Raw genomic sequence first — 17,267 nt, 5'->3', positions numbered from 1 at the left:
GTGGCTCCTCGGCGCCGGTGTTCGATGGGTCGGCCGCCAATGGCCGGACAGATGGCGGGAGTATCGACAGCGCCCCGGCGGCGGCCCACTGTACGAAGGTACGATGCCGGTCCGTCCGGTCCGCCTCTAGCCTTCTCCAGCATCGGCGACAACCGTCCGCCGCACGCATTCCCGGGAGGAGGGGATATCCATGAAGCGGAAGCATTTGAGCCTGGCGATCGGCACCGTGTTGCTGGCGTCGGCACCCTGCGCGTTCGCGCAGGACACGGGGACAGACAGCGGCCAGGCGGCCAGCCGGGCGACCACCCTGGATTCGGTCACGGTGACCGCGCGCAAGCGCGAGGAAACCCTGCAGGACGTGCCGGTGGCGGTCACCGCGTTCACTTCCGAGAGCCTGGACAAGATGAATGTCCGCGACATCGGCGATCTGGACGCGCAGGTGCCCAACCTGACCATCTACGCGGCTCGCGGTTCGACCAGCACGGTCACCGCCTATATCCGCGGCATCGGCCAGGCCGATCCCCTGTGGGGTGTGGATCCGGGCGTGGGCATCTATCTGGACGACGTCTACATCGCCCGTCCGCAGGGCGCCCTGCTGGACGTGTTCGATGTCGAGCGCATCGAGGTGCTGCGCGGTCCGCAGGGCACCCTGTACGGCAAGAACACCATCGGCGGCGCCATCAAGTACGTCTCGCGCGGCCTGCCGACCGAGACCCAGGGCTTCGCCTCGATCACCATCGGCAACTACAACCAGCTCGACGCCAAGGCCGCCATCGGCGGCTCCCTCGGCGGGGCCGACAGCGGGCTGCGCGGACGGGTGGCGGTGGCCAGCATGAACCGCGATGGTTTCGGCGAGAACACCCATACCCGCCAGGATGTCAGCGACAAGGAAATCAATGCCGCGCGCCTGCAGCTGGGCGCCTATGCGGGCGACAACTTCGACGTGCAGTTCGCGTTCGACTGGATGGACGACCAGTCGGGCGTGCGCGGCGCCAAGATGCTGGCGGCCAATCCGCTGGCACCGGCGTATCCGCCGACTTCGGATCGCTACGACATCCGCAGCGCGATGCGCAACGTCAACGACACCACCATGAAGGGCGCCTCGGCCACCTTCAACTGGCGGGTCAACGAGGACTGGGCGTTGAAGTACGTCGTGGCCAAGCGCGAGTCCGACACCGAGACCAACATCGACTTCGACACCACGCCGCTGACGCTGGTGGACGTGCGCGCGTTCTACAACGACAGCCAGGTGAGCCACGAAGTGCAGGCCAATTACGACGGCGGCGGCCGCGCGCGCGGCGTGATGGGCATCTATGCTTTCGACGGCGACGCCGGCGGCCAGGTGCTCAACCACTTCTGGAACCCGGCCCTGCCGAACGCGCTGACCAACCCGCTGTTCGGCGATACCCAGGGCGTGGTCAATACCCAGAGCATCGCGGTGTACGCGGACTGGACGTTCGACCTGACCGACAGGCTCAAGCTGGACGTGGGCGCGCGCTACACCGACGAGGACAAGCACGCGATCGCGCTGAATCGCTTCTACACCGGGCTGGACTACGGCACGGCATGGGGCACGGCGGCGAACTTCGACAAGACGGTCAATTTCAAGAACTTCTCGCCCAAGGTCTCGCTGGATTACCAGATCACGCCCGACGTCATGATCTACGGCCTGGCCTCGCGCGGATTCAAGTCCGGCGGCTACAACATCCGCGCCAACACCACCGCGGTGCCGCGTTCGGGCGAGCCGTTCGACGACGAGAAGGTCGACAGCTTCGAGATCGGCAGCAAGATGTCGTTGCTGGATCAGCGCATGTTCCTCAACCTGGCCTACTTCTACAACAAGTACGAGGACATCCAGCTGTCGGTGTTCACCTCGTACACGTTGCCGAACGGCGCGCAGAGCTTCTTCGGCGACTTCACCAACGCCGGCAAGGGCACGGTGCAGGGCCTGGAAGTGGAGTACCAGTGGCTGCCGACGGTCAACTGGCTGATCAGCGGCAACCTCGCCTGGCTGGACGCCAAGTACGACGAGTACATGGATCGCGGCGTCAACGTCGCCGACCAGCAGAAGTTCACCAACGCCCCGGAATTCTCCGGTGCGCTGAACGTGGAATACCGCACCGATCTGGCCAATGGCGGCAACCTGTCCGCGCGGGTGGGCTATGCCTACCAGAGCGAGGTGTGGCCGACCACCGATCTGAGCCCGTTGATCAGGCAGGACGGCTACGGCCTGCTCAACGCGGGCGTGATCTGGAAGGTCAACGACGCCTGGTCGTTCTCGCTGCAAGGCAGCAACCTGGTGGACAAGGAATACCGCACCACCGGCTACAACATCGGCGCCTACGGCGTGCTGACCGGCTTCTATGGTCCGCCGCGCCAGTACACGCTGACCGCGCGCTACGACTTCTGAGGTCGATGGCGGCAAACGATGGGAAAACGGCGGCGGCAGGCGGAAGCCTGCCGCCGCTGCGTTATGCTCCGCCGATGCCAGCATGTACTCCGCCACGTCGAGTGTTTTCCGGGATTGGCTTCGATGCCGGCGCGCTTCGCGGCGGAGCCATCGACGTACCGCCGACCGCCCGGGTCGTCACATGCTGAGCCTGTGGGTGGTCGCGCTGGCCGGACTGGCCTGGCTGGCGCTGATGTTCGGCACCGCGCTGTACGGCGAGCGGCGTCCGGCCGTATTCGCCCGCCACTGGCAACATGTCTACGCGCTGTCGCTGGCGGTGCACTGCACCTCGTGGACCTTCTACGGCACCGTCACCCAGGCTGCCCGTTATGGCTGGCCGCTGCCGCCGACCTTCCTCGGCGCCATCCTGTTCTATGCGCTGGCGGTCGCGTTCCTGATGCGGCTGGTGCGGCTGGCGCGCGAGACCAACGCGACCTCGCTGGCGGATCTGATCGCCACCCGGCTGGGCCGCGATGCCTGGCTGGCGGGCACGGTCACCCTGGTCGCCGCGCTGGGCCTGATTCCCTACATCGCGCTGCAATTGAAGGCGGTGGCGATGAGTTTCGCCACGCTCACCCTAGAGGCCGGCGAGGCGGGCCAGGCGTTGCCGTTCTGGCGCGACAGTGGTCTGTACGTGGCGCTGGCGATGGCGCTGTTCGCGATGCTGTTCGGCACCCGCCGGGCCAGCGCGGCCGAGCACAATCGCGGGCTGGTGCTGGCGATGGCGTTCGAGTCGATCTTCAAGCTGGCGGCGATGCTGGCGCTCGGCGCCTTCGTCTGGTTCGGCCTGCGCGAATGGCCGGAGCTGCCGCCTGCGCCGCTGCCGCCGCAGCCGTCCGGCGGGTTCGCGCCGTTCGTATTGCTGGGCGCGCTGGCGATGTTCATCCTGCCGCACCAGTTCCACGTGGCGGTGGTCGAATGCCGCGACGAGCGACACGTGCGCACCGCGCGCTGGCTGTTTCCGCTGTACCTGGTGCTGATCGCGCTGCCCGGACTGCCGCTGGCGCAGGCCGGCATGGCGCTGCTGGGTGGCGCGGTACCGTCGGACATGTACGCGCTGGCGCTGCCGTTCTCGCAGGGCCACGAGGGACTGGCGCTGTTCGCCTTCCTCGGTGGACTGAGCGCGGCCACCGGCATGGTGGTGGTCAGCACGCTGACCCTCAGCCTGATGATCGGCAACCATTGGTTCGCGCCCGGCCTGTTGCGCGGCGCCTGGTCGCGCCGCGACGGTGGCGACCAGCGCGGTGCACTGCTCGCCCTGCGCCGCACCGGCATCGCCGTGATCATGCTGCTGTCGTGGGCCTACAGCCGGCTGGTAACCGGCAGCGACGCACTGGCCGACGTCGGCGCGGTGTCGTTCTCGGCGCTGGCCACGCTGGCGCCGGTGCTGGCGTTCGCGGTGTGGCGCCCGCAGACGCCGCCGCGCGCGGCGATCGCCGGCGTGGTCGCCGGTTTCCTGGCCTGGGCCTGGGTGCTGTTGCTGCCGACCCTGCTGTTGGCGTCCGGCAGCGCACCCGAGTGGCTGCGGGAAGGGCCGTTCGGGCAAGCCTGGCTGTCGCCGCAAGGCATGTTCGGCCTGACCGGCTGGAGTCCGCTGGGACGCGCGGTGGGCGTGAGCCTGTTCGTCGGCACGGTCGCCACCCTGCTGGCGATGGCGTGGCGTCGGGAGGCGCCGCACCAGCGCCAGCGCAACCTGGATCGGCAGACGCTGGGCGAAGCAGGGCGGCGTTTCCTCCCGCGCGAGCGGGTGGAGGAACTGCTGGCGGGCGCGCCACGCAACGGACCGGTGCCGGCGGCGATGGAGGCGCGGCTGGAACGCGAACTGTCGGCGGTGCTGGGTTCTGCGTCGGCGCGCCTGCTGCTGGACGCGGCGCGGCGCGAGAGCCGGGATCTGGATACCGTCGCGGCCATCGTCGGCGAGGCCTCGCAGGATCTGCGCTTCAACCAGCAGGTGCTGGAGGCCGCATTGCACAACATGAGCCAGGGCATCAGCGTGGTCGATCGCGAGCAGCGGCTGGTGGCGTGGAACCGCCGCTACGAGCAGATGTTCGGATTCCCGCAAGAGCTGCTGCAGGTCGGCCGGCCGATCGCCGACCTGACCCGCTGGGCATTGCAACGCATGCCGCACCGCGGCCAGGACGAACGCGCGCTGCAGCGGCGCATCGCGTTCATGCGCGCCGGCACGCCGCACCTGACCGAGCGGGTGTTCCCCGATGGCAGCATCGTCGAAATCCGAGGCAATCCGATGCCCGGCGGCGGCTTCGTCGCCACCTACACCGACGTCACCGCCTCGCGCCACGCCGAACGCGATCTCAAGCGCGCCAACGAGACCCTGGAACAGCGCGTGGCCGAGCGCACCGCGCTGCTGGAAACCGCCAAGCGCGAAGCTGAGCACGCCAACGACGCCAAGAGCCGATTCCTCACCGCGATCGGCCACGACCTGCTGCAACCGCTGCATGCCGCCCACCTGTTCACCGACGCGCTCGCGCAGCAGTTGCCCGACGACGGCGCGCGCCAGTCGGCGCGACAGATCCGCGGCGCGCTGGATTCCACCACCGATCTGCTGACCGGCCTGCTCGACATGTCGCGGCTGGAAGCCGGCGGCCTGGTGCCGGAGCCGCGCGATTTTCCGTTGTCCGAGGTACTGGAACCGCTGGCGTCGGAATTCGGCGTGCTGGCCGCCGAACACGGCCTGCGTTTCCGTTACCGGCCAACGCGCCTCTGGGTGCACAGCGATCCGCAGTTGCTGCGGCGGATCCTGCAGAATTTCCTTGCCAACGCCATCCGCTATACCGCCCAGGGCGGTGTGCTGCTGGGCGTGCGCCGCGGCGCGCGCGGACGCTTGCGGATCGAGGTGCTCGATACCGGTCCCGGCATCCGCGAGCCGGAGCGGCGATTGATCTTCGACGAATTCCGGCGCGGCGAGGAGGCGGTCGGGCAGGGACTCGGGCTGGGCCTGTCCATCGCCGATCGCATTGCCGGCCTGCTGGAAGCGCCGCTGGGCTTGCGCAGTCGGCCGGGACGCGGGTCCGCGTTCACCGTCGAGCTGCCCATGGTCGCGACGCCGGCCACGGCGCAGGTGTCGGCGGGCGTGTCGCGCGCCCGTCTGGCCGGCCTGCGCGTGCTGGCGGTGGACAATGATCCGGCCGCGCTCGACGCGCTCCGCCAGACCCTGCTGGGATGGGGCTGCGAGGTCGCCTGTGCCGCCGATGGTCCGGCCGCGGAGGCGCAACTGGCGCGTGCGCCGGCTGATGCGTGGCTGTTCGACTTCCACCTGGACGCAGGCGACACCGGCGTGGCGCTATGGCGGCGCTTGTCGGCACGCTTCGAGGCGAGTCCCTGCCTGATCCTGTCCGCCGACCAGACCGACGCCGTCCGCCGCGCGGTGCGCGAAGCAGATCTGTCGCTGCTGGCGAAACCGGTGCGCCCGCTGGCGCTGAAGTCGGTGCTGGACCGCCTGCTGGCGGCGCGTGCGGGCAGCGTGGCCGGCGTGTCGTGAGCCTTGTTTCTCCGCTTGACCGGGAGCGTGGCGGCGCGCGCGGCTAGAATGGCGGTTTTCCGACCCACCTCCCGCCATGCCGTATACCCCCATCGTCGCCACGCTCGGTTATGTCCTGTCGCCGGATCGCTCGCAGGTATTGCTCATCCATCGCAATGCGCGGCTCGACGATCAGCATCTGGGCAAGTACAACGGTCTGGGCGGCAAGATCGAGCCGGACGAGGACGTGGTCGCCGGCATGCGCCGCGAGATCCGCGAGGAGGCCGGCATCGAATGCGATGAGCTGGCGCTGCGCGGCACCATCAGCTGGCCGGGCTTCGGCAAGCAGGGCGAGGACTGGCTGGGCTTCGTGTTCCTGATCACCGCGTATTCGGGGACGCCGCACGAGCACAATCCGGAAGGCGCGCTGGAATGGGTGCCGGTGGAGCGGATCCTGGATCTGCCGCTGTGGGACGGCGACCGCCATTTCCTGCCGCTGGTATTCGACGCGGATCCGCGTGGGTTCCACGGGGTGATGCCGTATCGCGAGGGCCGCATGGTGTCCTGGCAGTACTCGCGCATCTGACCACGCGCCGGCGCGTCATCCGCATTACGCGGAAAGATGCGGCGAGGTTGTCCACATCCGGTGTGGACCGATTCCGGAGAAACATGTGGATAAGCGCCGGCCGGCCTTGCGCGGCAAGGCTGTCAAGCAGGTTGGCGAAAAAATGACCATTGCGTTTCACGTCCGTGAAACGAATGTTTCAGGTTTTCCACAGCGCATGTGGATGGTTCGCGGACAAACATGTGGATAAGCCCGCGCGGCCCTTGCGCCACGGACCTGTCAAGATGGATGGCGAAAAAATGACCAGGCCGGGACCGGGGCGTGACACCGGATCGCACCCAATGGATTCCAGCGTTCGCGGGAATGCCGAGGCAGGTGTTGCTACCAACGTGGAAGAAGGGATCTCCGACTGAACCGAATCCCGACTCCGGCGACGCAATCCCCAATCCCAATCCCCAATCCCCAATCCCCAATCCCGGCCCCAAAGCCTACGGTGCCTGGAGATCCCGTCGATAGACGTGCTGGCTCTTGATGCGGATGAACCCCTGGCGTTCGTAGAATGGATGCGACTCCGCGCGGACCACGTTGGAGCGCACGACCAGTCGCGCTCCGCCCTGCTGGCGGACCCAGTCCGCGACCACGGCGACCAGTGCCGAGCCGACGCCGCCACGATGGGCATCACGATCCACCACCAGCCCCGTGATTTCGAAGCTGTCGCCGGCCTCCAGCGACAGGCGCCGTTCGGCGACGATCCAGCCAAGCAGGCCAGGCCCGTCAGCGACCACCCGGATAAAGTGATCCTGGCGCGGCAGCAAGCACCGCAACCGTTCCATCATCACGGGTGCATCGACGGGATAGCCCAGCTGCCCCGACAGGCGGGCAATCTCGGTGGCATCGTCGATCGTGGCGGCGCGTGGTGCGGAAGCGGCGTTCATGCGTGCATCCGGGGCTGGCACGCCATCATCGTCTCACGCCTCGAGTTGGCGGGCGGGGTCGCTGAGTTCCAGTTCACGCAGGATCACGCTGGCCTGGGTGCGGTTGCGCACGCCCAGGCGATCGAAGATCGCCGACAGGTGCGCCTTGACCGTCCGCTCCTGCACGTCCAGGCGATCGGCGATCTGCTTGTTCAACAGGCCTTCGGCCACCAGCGTCAGCACCCGGAACTGCTGCGGCGACAGGCTGGCCAGGCGCGCGGCCAGTTCGGCGTCGTGGCGCGAGGACTGCGCGCGTGCGACGGTGGCGCGCAGCGCAGGCGGCAGCCATTGCTCGCAGGCAAGCACGCTGCGGATGGCATCGCGCAGTTCCTCCAGCCCCGCGCTCTTGGGCAGGTAGCCGGCGGCGCCGTGGTCCAGCGCGCGCCGGACGACCCGTGGGTCATCGTTGGCCGACACCACGATCACCGCGACCGCGGGAAACTGCGCGCGGATCGCCGCCAGCCCGGCCAGCCCGTGGTTGCCGGGCATGTGCAGATCGAGCAACACCAGATCCACGTCGTCATGCGCGTCCAGCGCCGCCAGCACGCCGTCCAGCGATTCGGCCTCCAGCACCGACATCCGCGCCACGGCATCGGCCGCCGCGCCGCGCAGCGCGGCCCGGAACAGCGGATGGTCGTCGGCGATCAGCAGGGTAGGCATGGGGTTGAGGCCGGGATTCGGGAATGGAGAATCGGGAATCGTAGAAGCGTTTGGCCACGAGCGCGGAAACAAGGCGAACGGAGCTCTTCGCTCTTTCGATTCCCCAATCCCGACTCCCGAATCCCGGTTCTCACTGCACCGTCCAGCCGCCGTCCACGACCAGGGTCTGGCCGGTCATGTTGCGGGCGGCGGGGGAGCACAGGAAGGCGGTGATGCCGGCCAGTTCGTCCATTTCGATGAACACGCCCTTGGGCATCGGCTTGAGCATGATCTGGCTGACCACTTCGGCTTCCGGAATGCCGCGCGTGCGCGCCTGGTCGGCGATCTGCTTGTCCACCAGCGGGGTCTTCACGTAGCTGGGGCAGACCGTGTTGATGGTGATGTCGGTGTCGGCGGTTTCCAGCGCGACTACCTTGGAGAAGCCGACCAGGCCGTGCTTGGCGGCGACGTAGGCGCTCTTGTACGGGCTGGCGACCAGCGCGTGGATGCTGCCGATGTTGACGATGCGGCCGAATCCGCGCTGGCGCATGCCCGGCAGGACCGCGCGGGTCAGCCGCGCCACGCCGACCAGCATCACCTGGATCAGGAAATCCCATTTGCCCAGCGGAAATTCCTCCAGCGGCGAGACATGCTGCAGGCCCGCGTTGTTGACCAGCACATCGACCGGCCGGGAGATCGCGGCCAGCGCGGCGGCGACGCTGTCGTCGGAGGTCACGTCCAGCGCCACCGACTCGGCCGAACCGCCGGCGGCGCGGATGCCGGCGGCGACGGTCTCGGCGGCGGCCGGGTCCAGATCGCTGATGATGAGGTGGTGGCCGGCTTCGGCCAGCCGGCTGGCGACGCCGGCGCCGATGCCGCTGGCCGCGCCGGTGACGAGGATCGAAAGGGTCTGCATGGGGGAACCTCCTGAAAGTGCTAGGTTAGCAGCCGATGGCGGCGGTCCCCGTGGTACCAAAGTACGATGACGGGCCGCACCGCGACGACTAGTTTGGTCGCATCACCCGGACCTGGAATTCTCCCGATGGCGCGTATCGCTCTGGCCGCCGCCCTGACCATGGCGCTGGCCGCCTGCGGCAGTTCCCCGACCCGAACCATGACCCACGAGACCGTGATCGAACCGCAGCGCGTCACCGAGCACCGCGGCAGCGACGATCTGCTGACCGCCGGCCTGGGCCTGGCCGGCCTGCAGGCGATGACCCCGCCGGCCTTCGCCGACGCCGCCCATCCGACCCCGGCGGAACTGCGCCGGCGCGCACTCTGGAACAACTGGCGCGGCATCGCCGATCTGTCCGCCACCGGCGGTTACGGCGAGGTCTACGGCAGCACCGCCGCGGTGCCCGGACGCGAGTACAGCGCGTTGGCGACACTGCCCGGCGCGAAGCAGCCGCATCGCGTACTGGTGCAGGTGCCCGATGGTTTCGATCTGAAGCGGCGCTGCGTGGTGGTCACCGCCTCGTCGGGTTCGCGCGGCGTCTACGGCGCCATCGCGGTGGCCGGCGCCTGGGGCCTGCCGAAGGGCTGCGCGGTCGCCTACACCGACAAGGGCGCCGGTACCGACTATTTCGATCTGGACACGCAGAGCGGCATGCGCGAGGACGGCAGCGGCGGCGCGCTGGGCGAACCGCTGGCGTTCGTCCCCGATGCCCCGGTCGGCGCCGCGGGCGTGGCGGTCAAGCACGCCCATTCGCAGGACAATCCCGAGGCCGATTGGGGGCGGCATGTGAAGCAGGCCGCGGACTTCGCCCTGGCCGCGCTGGATCGCGCGTTTCCGCAGGCCGCGCCGTTCCGTTTCGACAACACCCGGGTGATCGCGGTCGGCATCTCCAATGGCGGCGGTGCGGTGCTGCGCGCCGCCGAACTGGACGGCGACTGGCTGGACGCGGTGGTGGCCGGCGAGCCCAACATCCACACGGACGGTCCCGGCGCACGTTCGCTGTACGACTACACCACCGAAGCGGCGCTGCTGATGCCGTGCGCATTGCTCGCGCTGCCGGCCGACAGCCTGCCGCAACCGCCGCTGCGCGCGCAGGCCGAACCGCTGTGGCAGGCGCGCTGCGCCTCGCTGAAGGCGGCCGGCCTGATCGAAGGCGCCGACGTGGCCGCGCAGGCACGCTCGGCCCATGCGAAGCTGCGCGAACACGGCTGGACCGACTCCGCACTGACCGCCGGCGCGCTGAGCGTGGGTTTCGATCTATGGCGCGCAATCGCGGTCACCTACGCCTCCGCCTATGGGCGCCATGGCGTCGGCGCGCATCCCTGCGGATTCTCCTTCGCGGCGTTGAATCCCGATTTCAGCGCGCGCGCCGCCACCGCCAGCGAGCGCGCGGCGTGGTGGTCCGACGGCAGCGGGATTCCACCGGGTGCCGGCGTGGGCATCGTCGACACCCGCCTGGCCGCGCCCGATTTCACCCTGCCGGGCCTGCAATGCCTGCGCGCGCTCAACGACGGCCAGGACGAGGCGGCACGGCGCGTGCAGCGCGGTATCGCCGAACTGCGCGCGGCGCCGCCGCGCGCGGGACTGCCGGTGATCGTGGTGCACGGCAGCGACGACGGCCTGGTACCGCCAGCCTTCAGCAGCGCGCCCTACGTGGCGCAGGCGAAGGCGGCCGGCCGCGAGGTGGCGTACTGGCAGGTCAGCAACACACAGCATTTCGACGGGTTCCTGGCGCTGCCGGCGTATGCGGCCCGCTATGCGCCGCTGCTGCCGCACGTGTATGCCGCGCTGGATCAGGTGTCGGCGCGGTTGGACGGGCGGGCGGGCGCGCCCATGGACCGGGTCATCGGGGCCCGTGGCCGCGGTGCCGGCCGGCTCGACGCCGCGCAATTGGCGCTGCCGTCGTCGCCCTGACATCGGGCGTCCGCGACTCCGCCCGGTTCCGGCGGGGCGCGACGATGGCCAGGACACCGTCTCCAGCGCGATTGGGCTAACCTGTCGGCTGGCCATTTCCGGGTGTTTCCGTGTCCCGCCATTTTTCGATGCTTCGCGATTTCCAGCTTGCGGACTGGTTCACGCTGGGCAACGCGTTCTGCGGCACCGGTGCGATCTTCGCGGCGATGCGCTTCCTCCAGGACGGGGTGATCCGCGATCTGATGATCGGCATGGCGCTGATTCCTCTGGCTTTCATTTTCGATGCCCTGGACGGCCGGGTGGCGCGCTGGCGCAAGCAGGCGTCGGTGCTGGGGCGCGAACTGGATTCGCTGGCCGACGTGATTTCCTTCGGCGTCGCCCCGGCCGCGCTCGCTTACGCCTGCGGCATGCAGGGCGGCTGGGACTGGCTGGTGCTGTCGTATTTCGTCGCCTGCGGCGTCAGCCGGCTGGCGCGCTACAACGTCACTGCCGAGTCACTGGCGGGTGACGACGACAAGGTGAAGTACTTCGAAGGCACGCCGATTCCGACCAGCCTGGTGCTGGTGATGGTGCTGGCGGTGGCGGCCTATCTGGGCCACATCGGCGAGGCGCTGTGGCTCGGCGGCTGGCGGTTGGGGCCGTGGCTGCTGCATCCGCTGGTGCTGCTGTATGCCGTGTCCGGCACGCTGATGATCAGCAAGACCCTGCGCATCCCCAAGCCCTGACCGTCACCCGCGCGTCGCCGCGCGCGGCTAGAATCGGGGCACAGGAGGATTTATGGCCGAGCATGCACCACCGGGCGCGGGCGACTTCGAAGCGATGGCCCGCCAGTTCTGGAATCTGTGGGGCGACGCCCTGCGACAGGCTTCCGGCGCGGCCGCGCCGGCACCGGCGCCCGGCTGGACGCAGGCGCTGGACTGGTGGAGCCGGCTGATGCCCGGCGGCCGAGGTCCGGCCGAGGATGCCTTGCACCGGTTCCGCCAGCAGAGCGGCGACTGGTACGGGCTCATGCAGCAGGTGGCCGCGCGGTTCGCGGGCCAGAACGCCGGTGCCGGCGACGTGACCGCGGCCTGGAAGCAGGCGTTGGGCATGGATGCCGGGCAGGGGCCATGGATGGATTTCTTCCGTGGCCTGCAGGGCGGCGGGGCGGGCGGGTTCGAACACTGGTACCGGCAGGTTTCGCCGTACATGGACAACCTGCGCCGCGAGAACGAGCGCTGGCTGCATCTGCCCGCGTTCGGACCCGCGCGTGAACACCAGGAGCGCTGGCAGGCGCTGGCGCAGGCCCAGCAGGACTACCAGCAGGCCCTCGGCGAATACGAGCGGGTGATGCTGAAGGTCGCGGGGCTGGCGTTCGAACGGTTCGAATCGCTGCTCGATGCGCGTGCCGAGCCCGGCCAGCAGATCACCAGCGCGCGTGCCCTGTTCGACCTGTGGATCGACGCCGCCGAACAGGCCTATGCGGAAGTGGCGCTGTCACCGGAATTCCGCCACGTCTATGGCCACCTCACCAACACCCAGATGCGCCTGCGCCTGGGCGTGCAGACGGAAATCGAGCAGATCTGCGTGGCCCTGGGCATGCCCGGCCGCACCGAGGTGGATTCGGCGCACCGCAAGATCGCCGAACTCGAACGCCAATTGCGCCGGATGAGCCGCCGGGACGACGCGCTGGATCCGCGCGACGCCGCGCAGCCCGCGCGCCGGCAGGCATCGCGTGCCGGCGGTGAAGGACGCCGAGGACAGGATGCCCCGGCCGCGCGCGCGACGCGTCCGGCGAAACCGCGTGGCGATGCGAAACCTGCCAGCGTCCCGCGGGCGGCAACCGCGACGGCCGCGAAGATCTCCCGCACCGCCGCCGGCACGAAGCCGGCCAAGGCGGTGAAGCCAGCGAAACCGGCGAAGCCGTCCGGCACCGCAAAGGCGGCAAAGTCGGCGGAGAAGGCTCCGGTCCGTTCCGCGCGTGGCGGTGACGGCGAAGTGGTGTCGATGAAGGACTGGGTGGCGCGCAACGCCCATGACGGCGGCGCCACCGCCGGACGCGGCAAGGGCAAGCGCGGGCAGGGAGGACGCAAGTGAACGGTCCCCTGAACATCAGCGTCGACGAACTCGCGCAGGAAACGTTGCAGGCGCAGCAGAAGCTCGCCGCCGGGTTGAAGACCCTGCCGCAGGTGGAGGATGTCGACTACGGCGCCACCCCGCGCCAGGAAATCTGGCGTGACGGCCGCGCGGTGCTGTACCGGTTCGTCGGTCCCAAGGCGCCCACCGCGAAAGTGCCGCTGCTGATCGTCTACGCGCTGGTCAACCGTCCCTACATGGTCGATCTCCAGGAGGATCGCTCGCTGGTGAAGGGATTGCTGGCGCTGGGCGAAGACGTCTACGTGCTGGACTGGGGCTATCCGGATCGTTCGGACCGCTTCCTGACCCTGGGCGACTACATCAACCGCTTCATCGACGGCGCGGTGGAGCACCTGTGCCGGCAGCACGGCCTCCCGGCAATCAACGTGCTGGGCATCTGCCAGGGCGGCGCGTTCTCGCTGTGCTATTCGGCGTTGCATCCGGAGCGGGTGCGCAACCTGATCACCATGGTGACGCCGGTGGATTTCCACACCCCGGACAACATGCTCTCGCACTGGACCCGCGAGATGGACGTGGATCTGTTCGTCGATGCGATCGGCAACGTGCCGGCCGACATGATGAACGCCTGCTACCTGATGCTGAAGCCGTTCCGGTTGAACCTGCAGAAGTACGTCGGCCTGGTCGACGTACTGGACGATCGCAAGGGCCTGGAGGATTTCCTGCGGATGGAGAAGTGGATCTTCGATTCACCGGATCTGGCCGGCGAGGCGTTCCGCCAGTTCATCAAGCAGTTCTACCAGGGCAACGGCTTCGTCAATGGCGGCATCGATATCGATGGCGAGGAAGTGCATCTGGGCGACGTCGACATGCCGGTGCTGAACATCTACGCCGAACAGGATCACCTGGTGCCGCCGAACGCGTCGCGCGCGCTGCGGGATCTGGTCGGCACCGAGGACTATACGGAACTGAGTTTCAAGGGTGGCCACATCGGCATCTACGTCTCCAGCCGCGCGCAGCGCGAGGTGCCCGGCGCGATCCACCAGTGGCTGGCGCAGCGCACGTAAGTACGAGGCGGGGGCCGCTGGCGGCCGCATGCCGCCCGCGGTTGCGGCCGGTTAACCGACGGTCGCTTAGGCTGCGCGGCCTGGACTGAGTGCGGGACATCAACATGCGCAAGGGCATTCTTCTTTCATTCGTGTGCGGCATCGGCCTGGCCTCGCAGGCAATGACCGTGTTGGCGGCGCCTGGCGAGCAGGCCCGGCGCGAGATCATCCAGTTGATGGATGGACTGTCCAACTCCGCGTGCGAGTTCCAGCGCAACGGCAAGTGGTATGGACGGGCCGACGCGCGCGCGCACCTGCAGCGCAAGTACGAGTACCTGCTGAAGCGGGATCTGGTCGACACCGCCGAACAGTTCATCGAGCGCGCCGCCAGCAAGAGCAGCATGAGCGGACGCGCCTACCGGGTGCGGTGTCCCGGCCAGCCCGAGGCCGACGCGGGCGCCTGGTTCCTGGCACGGTTGAAGGCGCTGCGTGGTTCAGGTGCGCCGCCGCGCTGAGCGCTAGACTGGCCGCGACGACTGTGGGGAGCCGATCACCATGAACACCGCGTCCAAGCCATTGGCCCGGTCCCTGAACGACCGCATGCTCGCCGGCGTGATGGGCGGCATCGCGCACCGGTTCGGCTGGAATGCCACGCTGCTGCGCGCCGTGTTCGTGATTGTCTCGATCGCCTCGGCCGCGTTCCCCGGCATCCTGGTCTATCTCATCCTGTGGCTGCTGATGCCCAACGAGGCGGATTGAACGAGCGGGCGCGAACGCCCGTCTGGCTGCCCGCGTTGCGCGGGCTGGGCATGCTCTGGGCCTTGCCGAACACGCTGGTCGGCCTGCTGGCGGGGAGCCTGGGACTGGCGTTCGGCGCGCGCGCGCGCTGGAGCCGGCGTGACTGCGCGCTGGTGTTCCACCACTGGCCGTGGGGGCCGGGTGGCGCGATCACTTTCGGCAACACCATCCTGCATACCGGCGACAGCCTCGATTCCACCTGCATCACCTACGAGCAGCGCGCCGGCCATCGCGAACATCCGCCGATCAGGCTGGGCGATCACGAACGCGCGCACGTGTTCCAGTACATGGTGCTGGGGCCACTGTTCCTGCCAATCTACCTGCTGTGCGGCGGGGTCAGCGTGCGCAATCCGTTCGAACGCGCCGCCGACCGCTACGCGCTGACCGGTCGCGGCTGGTGGCCGGGCGGAGAAGCCGCGAAGCGATAGTTCCCCACGCAGGTTCGGGTGGTCGCGGCTTCCTGCGGGAATGCGAAGAGGCCGGTATCGCGATGCGGCGAACGGACGCTCCTTGCCGTTCCCGGGGCGAACGCATTCAATCCCCGCGGGTATGTCCATTCGAATGGCGGGTGGTTTTCTTCGCGGCCTTGCGGGGACTTTTCCGCGCGGATTTGCGTGCCGTTTTCTTCGCCGTCTTGCGGGTGGACTTCCTTGCCGCCTTCTTGGCCACCTTCCGGGCCGCTTTCCTGGTGCCCTTGCGAGGTGCTTTCTTGGCCGCTTTTTTTGTGGTTTTCCCAGCCGCCTTGCGTGCGGTCTTCTTCGCAGCCTTCTTCGTGGCCTTCTTTGCCGACTTCTTTGTGGCTTTCTTCTTCGTGGCTTTCTTCGCGGCCTTGCGAGGCGCCTTCCGCGTGGTTTTCTTTGCGACCTTCCTGGTGGTCTTGCGGGCGCTCTTCTTTTTCGCGCCTCCGCCTTCCTGCTTGTTGACCGTGGCCCAGGCGATACGCTCGGCGTCCTCTTCGGAACGACCCTGCTCGCGCTCGCTTTCCTCGATGTGCTCGGCCTTGCGCTTCTGCCGATCGCTGTAGGCGCTCTTCTCTCCACGTGGCATTGGAATGCTCCGGGATGGGAGGTTCGAACCTACGCGCGGTGGCGTCGTCGCCGGATGAAATCGGATCAGGATCGCGCGAGGCGGGCAAAGGAGAACAACTCCGCCAGCGGATGCCGACGCCGTTCGATGGCGGCCAGCAGCAGGTCGGCGCCAACCCGGCTGTAGGTAATGCCGTTTCCGCCGTAGGCCATCGCGAAATGCACGCGCGGGCCGTACTGCGGATGCGGGCCGAAAAACGGCAGGCCGTCCTCGGTTTCGGCGAAGGTGCCCGCCCAGGCGAAAGCGGGCGCGCATTGCAGATGCGGCAGCAGTTTGCCTAGCTTGTGGCTGAGCGCGCGCGCCTTCTTCATCACCCGTGCATCCCGGCGCGCCGGGATGTCGATGCGATCGTCCTCGCCGCCGACGATGAGCCGGTGATCCGGCGTCGTGCGCAGGTACAGGTAGGGACGGGCGGTTTCCCACAGCACGGTGTGTTCGAGAAAGCCAAGGGCCTCGGGCGCGATCGGATCGCTGACGAAGGCGTAGCTGCTGTGGTTGCGCGCCACGCGCTCGCGCAGCCACTGCTGAGCCGCATAGCCGGTGGCGAGGATGGCGTGGCGGGCACGCACCCAGCCGCCATGCCCGGTCCGCAGCCGGACCGAGCGTGCCTGCGGCTGGAGCTCGACGATCGGAGTGTGCCCGTGGACGCTGGCGCCGCGTGCCTGCAGGCGCTGGAGCAGGCGATGGGCCATGCGGTAGGGATCCACACGGGCGGCCTGATGGCTCAGCAGTGCGCCGGGCCGCGATATCCCGAACCGTTCGGCCAGCGCACCCGAACCCAGATAGTCGATCCGAAGGCCCAACCGATGCCTGGCCGCGGCTTCCTGCGCCAATCCGTCGCACTCCCGCCGCCGGGTCGCCAAGTACAGGCTGTCCGTCCACGCGAACCCGACGTCGCGGAGCCCGGCGGCCAGGCCGCGCAGCTGATCCAGCGCCTGCGCGCAGGCCAGATAGGCCAGGGCGGCGTCCTGCGCGCCCACCCGATTCGCGAGATCGAGCAGAGGGGTGTCGATTTCGTACTGGAGCAGGGCGGTGCTGGCGGCGGTGCTGCCCCAGCCGATTTCGCCCTGTTCGATGACCGCGACCTCATGCCCGGCCGCCTGCAGGTGATCGGCGATCAGCGCGCCGGTGATGCCGCCTCCGATGACCGCGACCTCGCAGGCGAGATTGCCGGCCAGCGCGGGAAAGGGAGACAGCAGGCCATTCTTGATGGCCCAGTAGGGATAACCGCTCTTCAGGTCCATCGCGAAGGGGATGCCGGCACCACCTGGATCACCGGGACGGCCACGG

Annotated in this window: 15 protein-coding genes; 10 read left to right on the top strand and 5 right to left on the bottom strand. The window is 68.6% G+C overall.

Translation table 11 applies throughout. From position 1 onward, the window contains the following. Window positions 1-190 precede the first annotated feature (190 nt). The 3 genes from FHW78_RS14875 to FHW78_RS14865 all read left to right on the top strand — a co-directional run bounded on the left by FHW78_RS14875 (window position 191) and on the right by FHW78_RS14865 (window position 6,513). Window positions 191-2,410, top strand: a complete 2,220-nt coding sequence (locus FHW78_RS14875) for a TonB-dependent receptor (RefSeq protein ID WP_183642297.1) — start codon at window positions 191-193, stop codon at window positions 2,408-2,410. A gap of 181 nt (window positions 2,411-2,591) precedes the next feature. Next, window positions 2,592-5,948, top strand: coding sequence for a PAS-domain containing protein (locus FHW78_RS14870; protein ID WP_183642294.1), 3,357 nt, complete (start codon window positions 2,592-2,594; stop codon window positions 5,946-5,948). A gap of 76 nt (window positions 5,949-6,024) precedes the next feature. Next, the gene (locus FHW78_RS14865) at window positions 6,025-6,513 is read left to right on the top strand and encodes an 8-oxo-dGTP diphosphatase (protein ID WP_183642292.1); all 489 of its coding nucleotides are present in this window, start codon (window positions 6,025-6,027) and stop codon (window positions 6,511-6,513) included. A 467-nt stretch (window positions 6,514-6,980) separates the two neighbouring features. Here FHW78_RS14865 and FHW78_RS14860 read toward each other — a convergent pair whose 3' ends face one another. The 3 genes from FHW78_RS14860 to FHW78_RS14850 all read right to left on the bottom strand — a co-directional run bounded on the left by FHW78_RS14860 (window position 6,981) and on the right by FHW78_RS14850 (window position 9,021). Beyond that, window positions 6,981-7,427, bottom strand: a complete 447-nt coding sequence (locus FHW78_RS14860; protein WP_183642289.1) for a GNAT family N-acetyltransferase — start codon at window positions 7,425-7,427, stop codon at window positions 6,981-6,983. Window positions 7,428-7,460: 33 nt separating this feature from the next. Continuing rightward, on the bottom strand, window positions 7,461-8,126 hold the full coding sequence (locus tag FHW78_RS14855; RefSeq protein ID WP_183642286.1) for a response regulator transcription factor: 666 nt from the start codon (window positions 8,124-8,126) through the stop codon (window positions 7,461-7,463). Between the two features lie 130 nt (window positions 8,127-8,256). Next, entirely contained in the window at window positions 8,257-9,021 is a 765-nt protein-coding gene (locus tag FHW78_RS14850) for a 3-hydroxybutyrate dehydrogenase (protein WP_183642283.1), read from the bottom strand. 126 nt (window positions 9,022-9,147) lie between these two features. On the opposite strand from FHW78_RS14850, the gene FHW78_RS14845 reads away from it, so the two are divergent. The 7 genes from FHW78_RS14845 to FHW78_RS14815 all read left to right on the top strand — a co-directional run bounded on the left by FHW78_RS14845 (window position 9,148) and on the right by FHW78_RS14815 (window position 15,319). Continuing rightward, window positions 9,148-10,974 carry a D-(-)-3-hydroxybutyrate oligomer hydrolase gene (locus FHW78_RS14845; protein WP_255443310.1) on the top strand — a complete coding sequence of 609 codons (1,827 nt, stop codon included), beginning with the start codon at window positions 9,148-9,150 and terminating at the stop codon, window positions 10,972-10,974. 128 nt (window positions 10,975-11,102) lie between these two features. Next, window positions 11,103-11,699: a CDP-alcohol phosphatidyltransferase family protein gene (locus tag FHW78_RS14840; RefSeq protein ID WP_183644706.1), complete on the top strand. Its 597-nt coding sequence runs from the start codon at window positions 11,103-11,105 to the stop codon at window positions 11,697-11,699. 52 nt (window positions 11,700-11,751) lie between these two features. Next, the gene (gene phaE / locus FHW78_RS14835) at window positions 11,752-13,050 is read left to right on the top strand and encodes a class III poly(R)-hydroxyalkanoic acid synthase subunit PhaE (protein ID WP_183642280.1); all 1,299 of its coding nucleotides are present in this window, start codon (window positions 11,752-11,754) and stop codon (window positions 13,048-13,050) included. Beyond that, window positions 13,047-14,114 carry a class III poly(R)-hydroxyalkanoic acid synthase subunit PhaC gene (locus tag FHW78_RS14830; protein ID WP_183642277.1) on the top strand — a complete coding sequence of 356 codons (1,068 nt, stop codon included), beginning with the start codon at window positions 13,047-13,049 and terminating at the stop codon, window positions 14,112-14,114. Before phaE ends, FHW78_RS14830 begins: the two co-directional genes overlap by 4 nt. Before the next feature lie 161 nt (window positions 14,115-14,275). Beyond that, complete coding sequence (locus FHW78_RS14825) at window positions 14,276-14,608, top strand: DUF5329 domain-containing protein (protein ID WP_183644703.1); 333 nt, start codon at window positions 14,276-14,278, stop codon at window positions 14,606-14,608. 40 nt (window positions 14,609-14,648) lie between these two features. Then, window positions 14,649-14,852, top strand: coding sequence for a PspC domain-containing protein (locus FHW78_RS14820; protein WP_141453235.1), 204 nt, complete (start codon window positions 14,649-14,651; stop codon window positions 14,850-14,852). A 50-nt stretch (window positions 14,853-14,902) separates the two neighbouring features. Continuing rightward, entirely contained in the window at window positions 14,903-15,319 is a 417-nt protein-coding gene (locus FHW78_RS14815; protein ID WP_225562277.1) for a hypothetical protein, read from the top strand. A gap of 106 nt (window positions 15,320-15,425) precedes the next feature. Here the strand turns inward: FHW78_RS14815 and FHW78_RS14810 are convergent, their stop codons facing one another. After that, a complete protein-coding gene (locus FHW78_RS14810; protein WP_183642271.1) occupies window positions 15,426-15,938 on the bottom strand; it encodes a HupB in 513 nt (170 codons plus the stop codon). A gap of 65 nt (window positions 15,939-16,003) precedes the next feature. After that, on the bottom strand, window positions 16,004-17,221 hold the full coding sequence (locus FHW78_RS14805; protein WP_183642268.1) for an FAD-dependent oxidoreductase: 1,218 nt from the start codon (window positions 17,219-17,221) through the stop codon (window positions 16,004-16,006). Window positions 17,222-17,267: the final 46 nt, after the last annotated feature.

This window comes from Pseudoxanthomonas sp. OG2 (genome assembly GCF_014192765.1).
GTDB lineage: Bacteria > Pseudomonadota > Gammaproteobacteria > Xanthomonadales > Xanthomonadaceae > Pseudoxanthomonas_A > Pseudoxanthomonas_A beigongshangi.
This window is presented reverse-complemented; position numbering and strand designations above follow the sequence as displayed.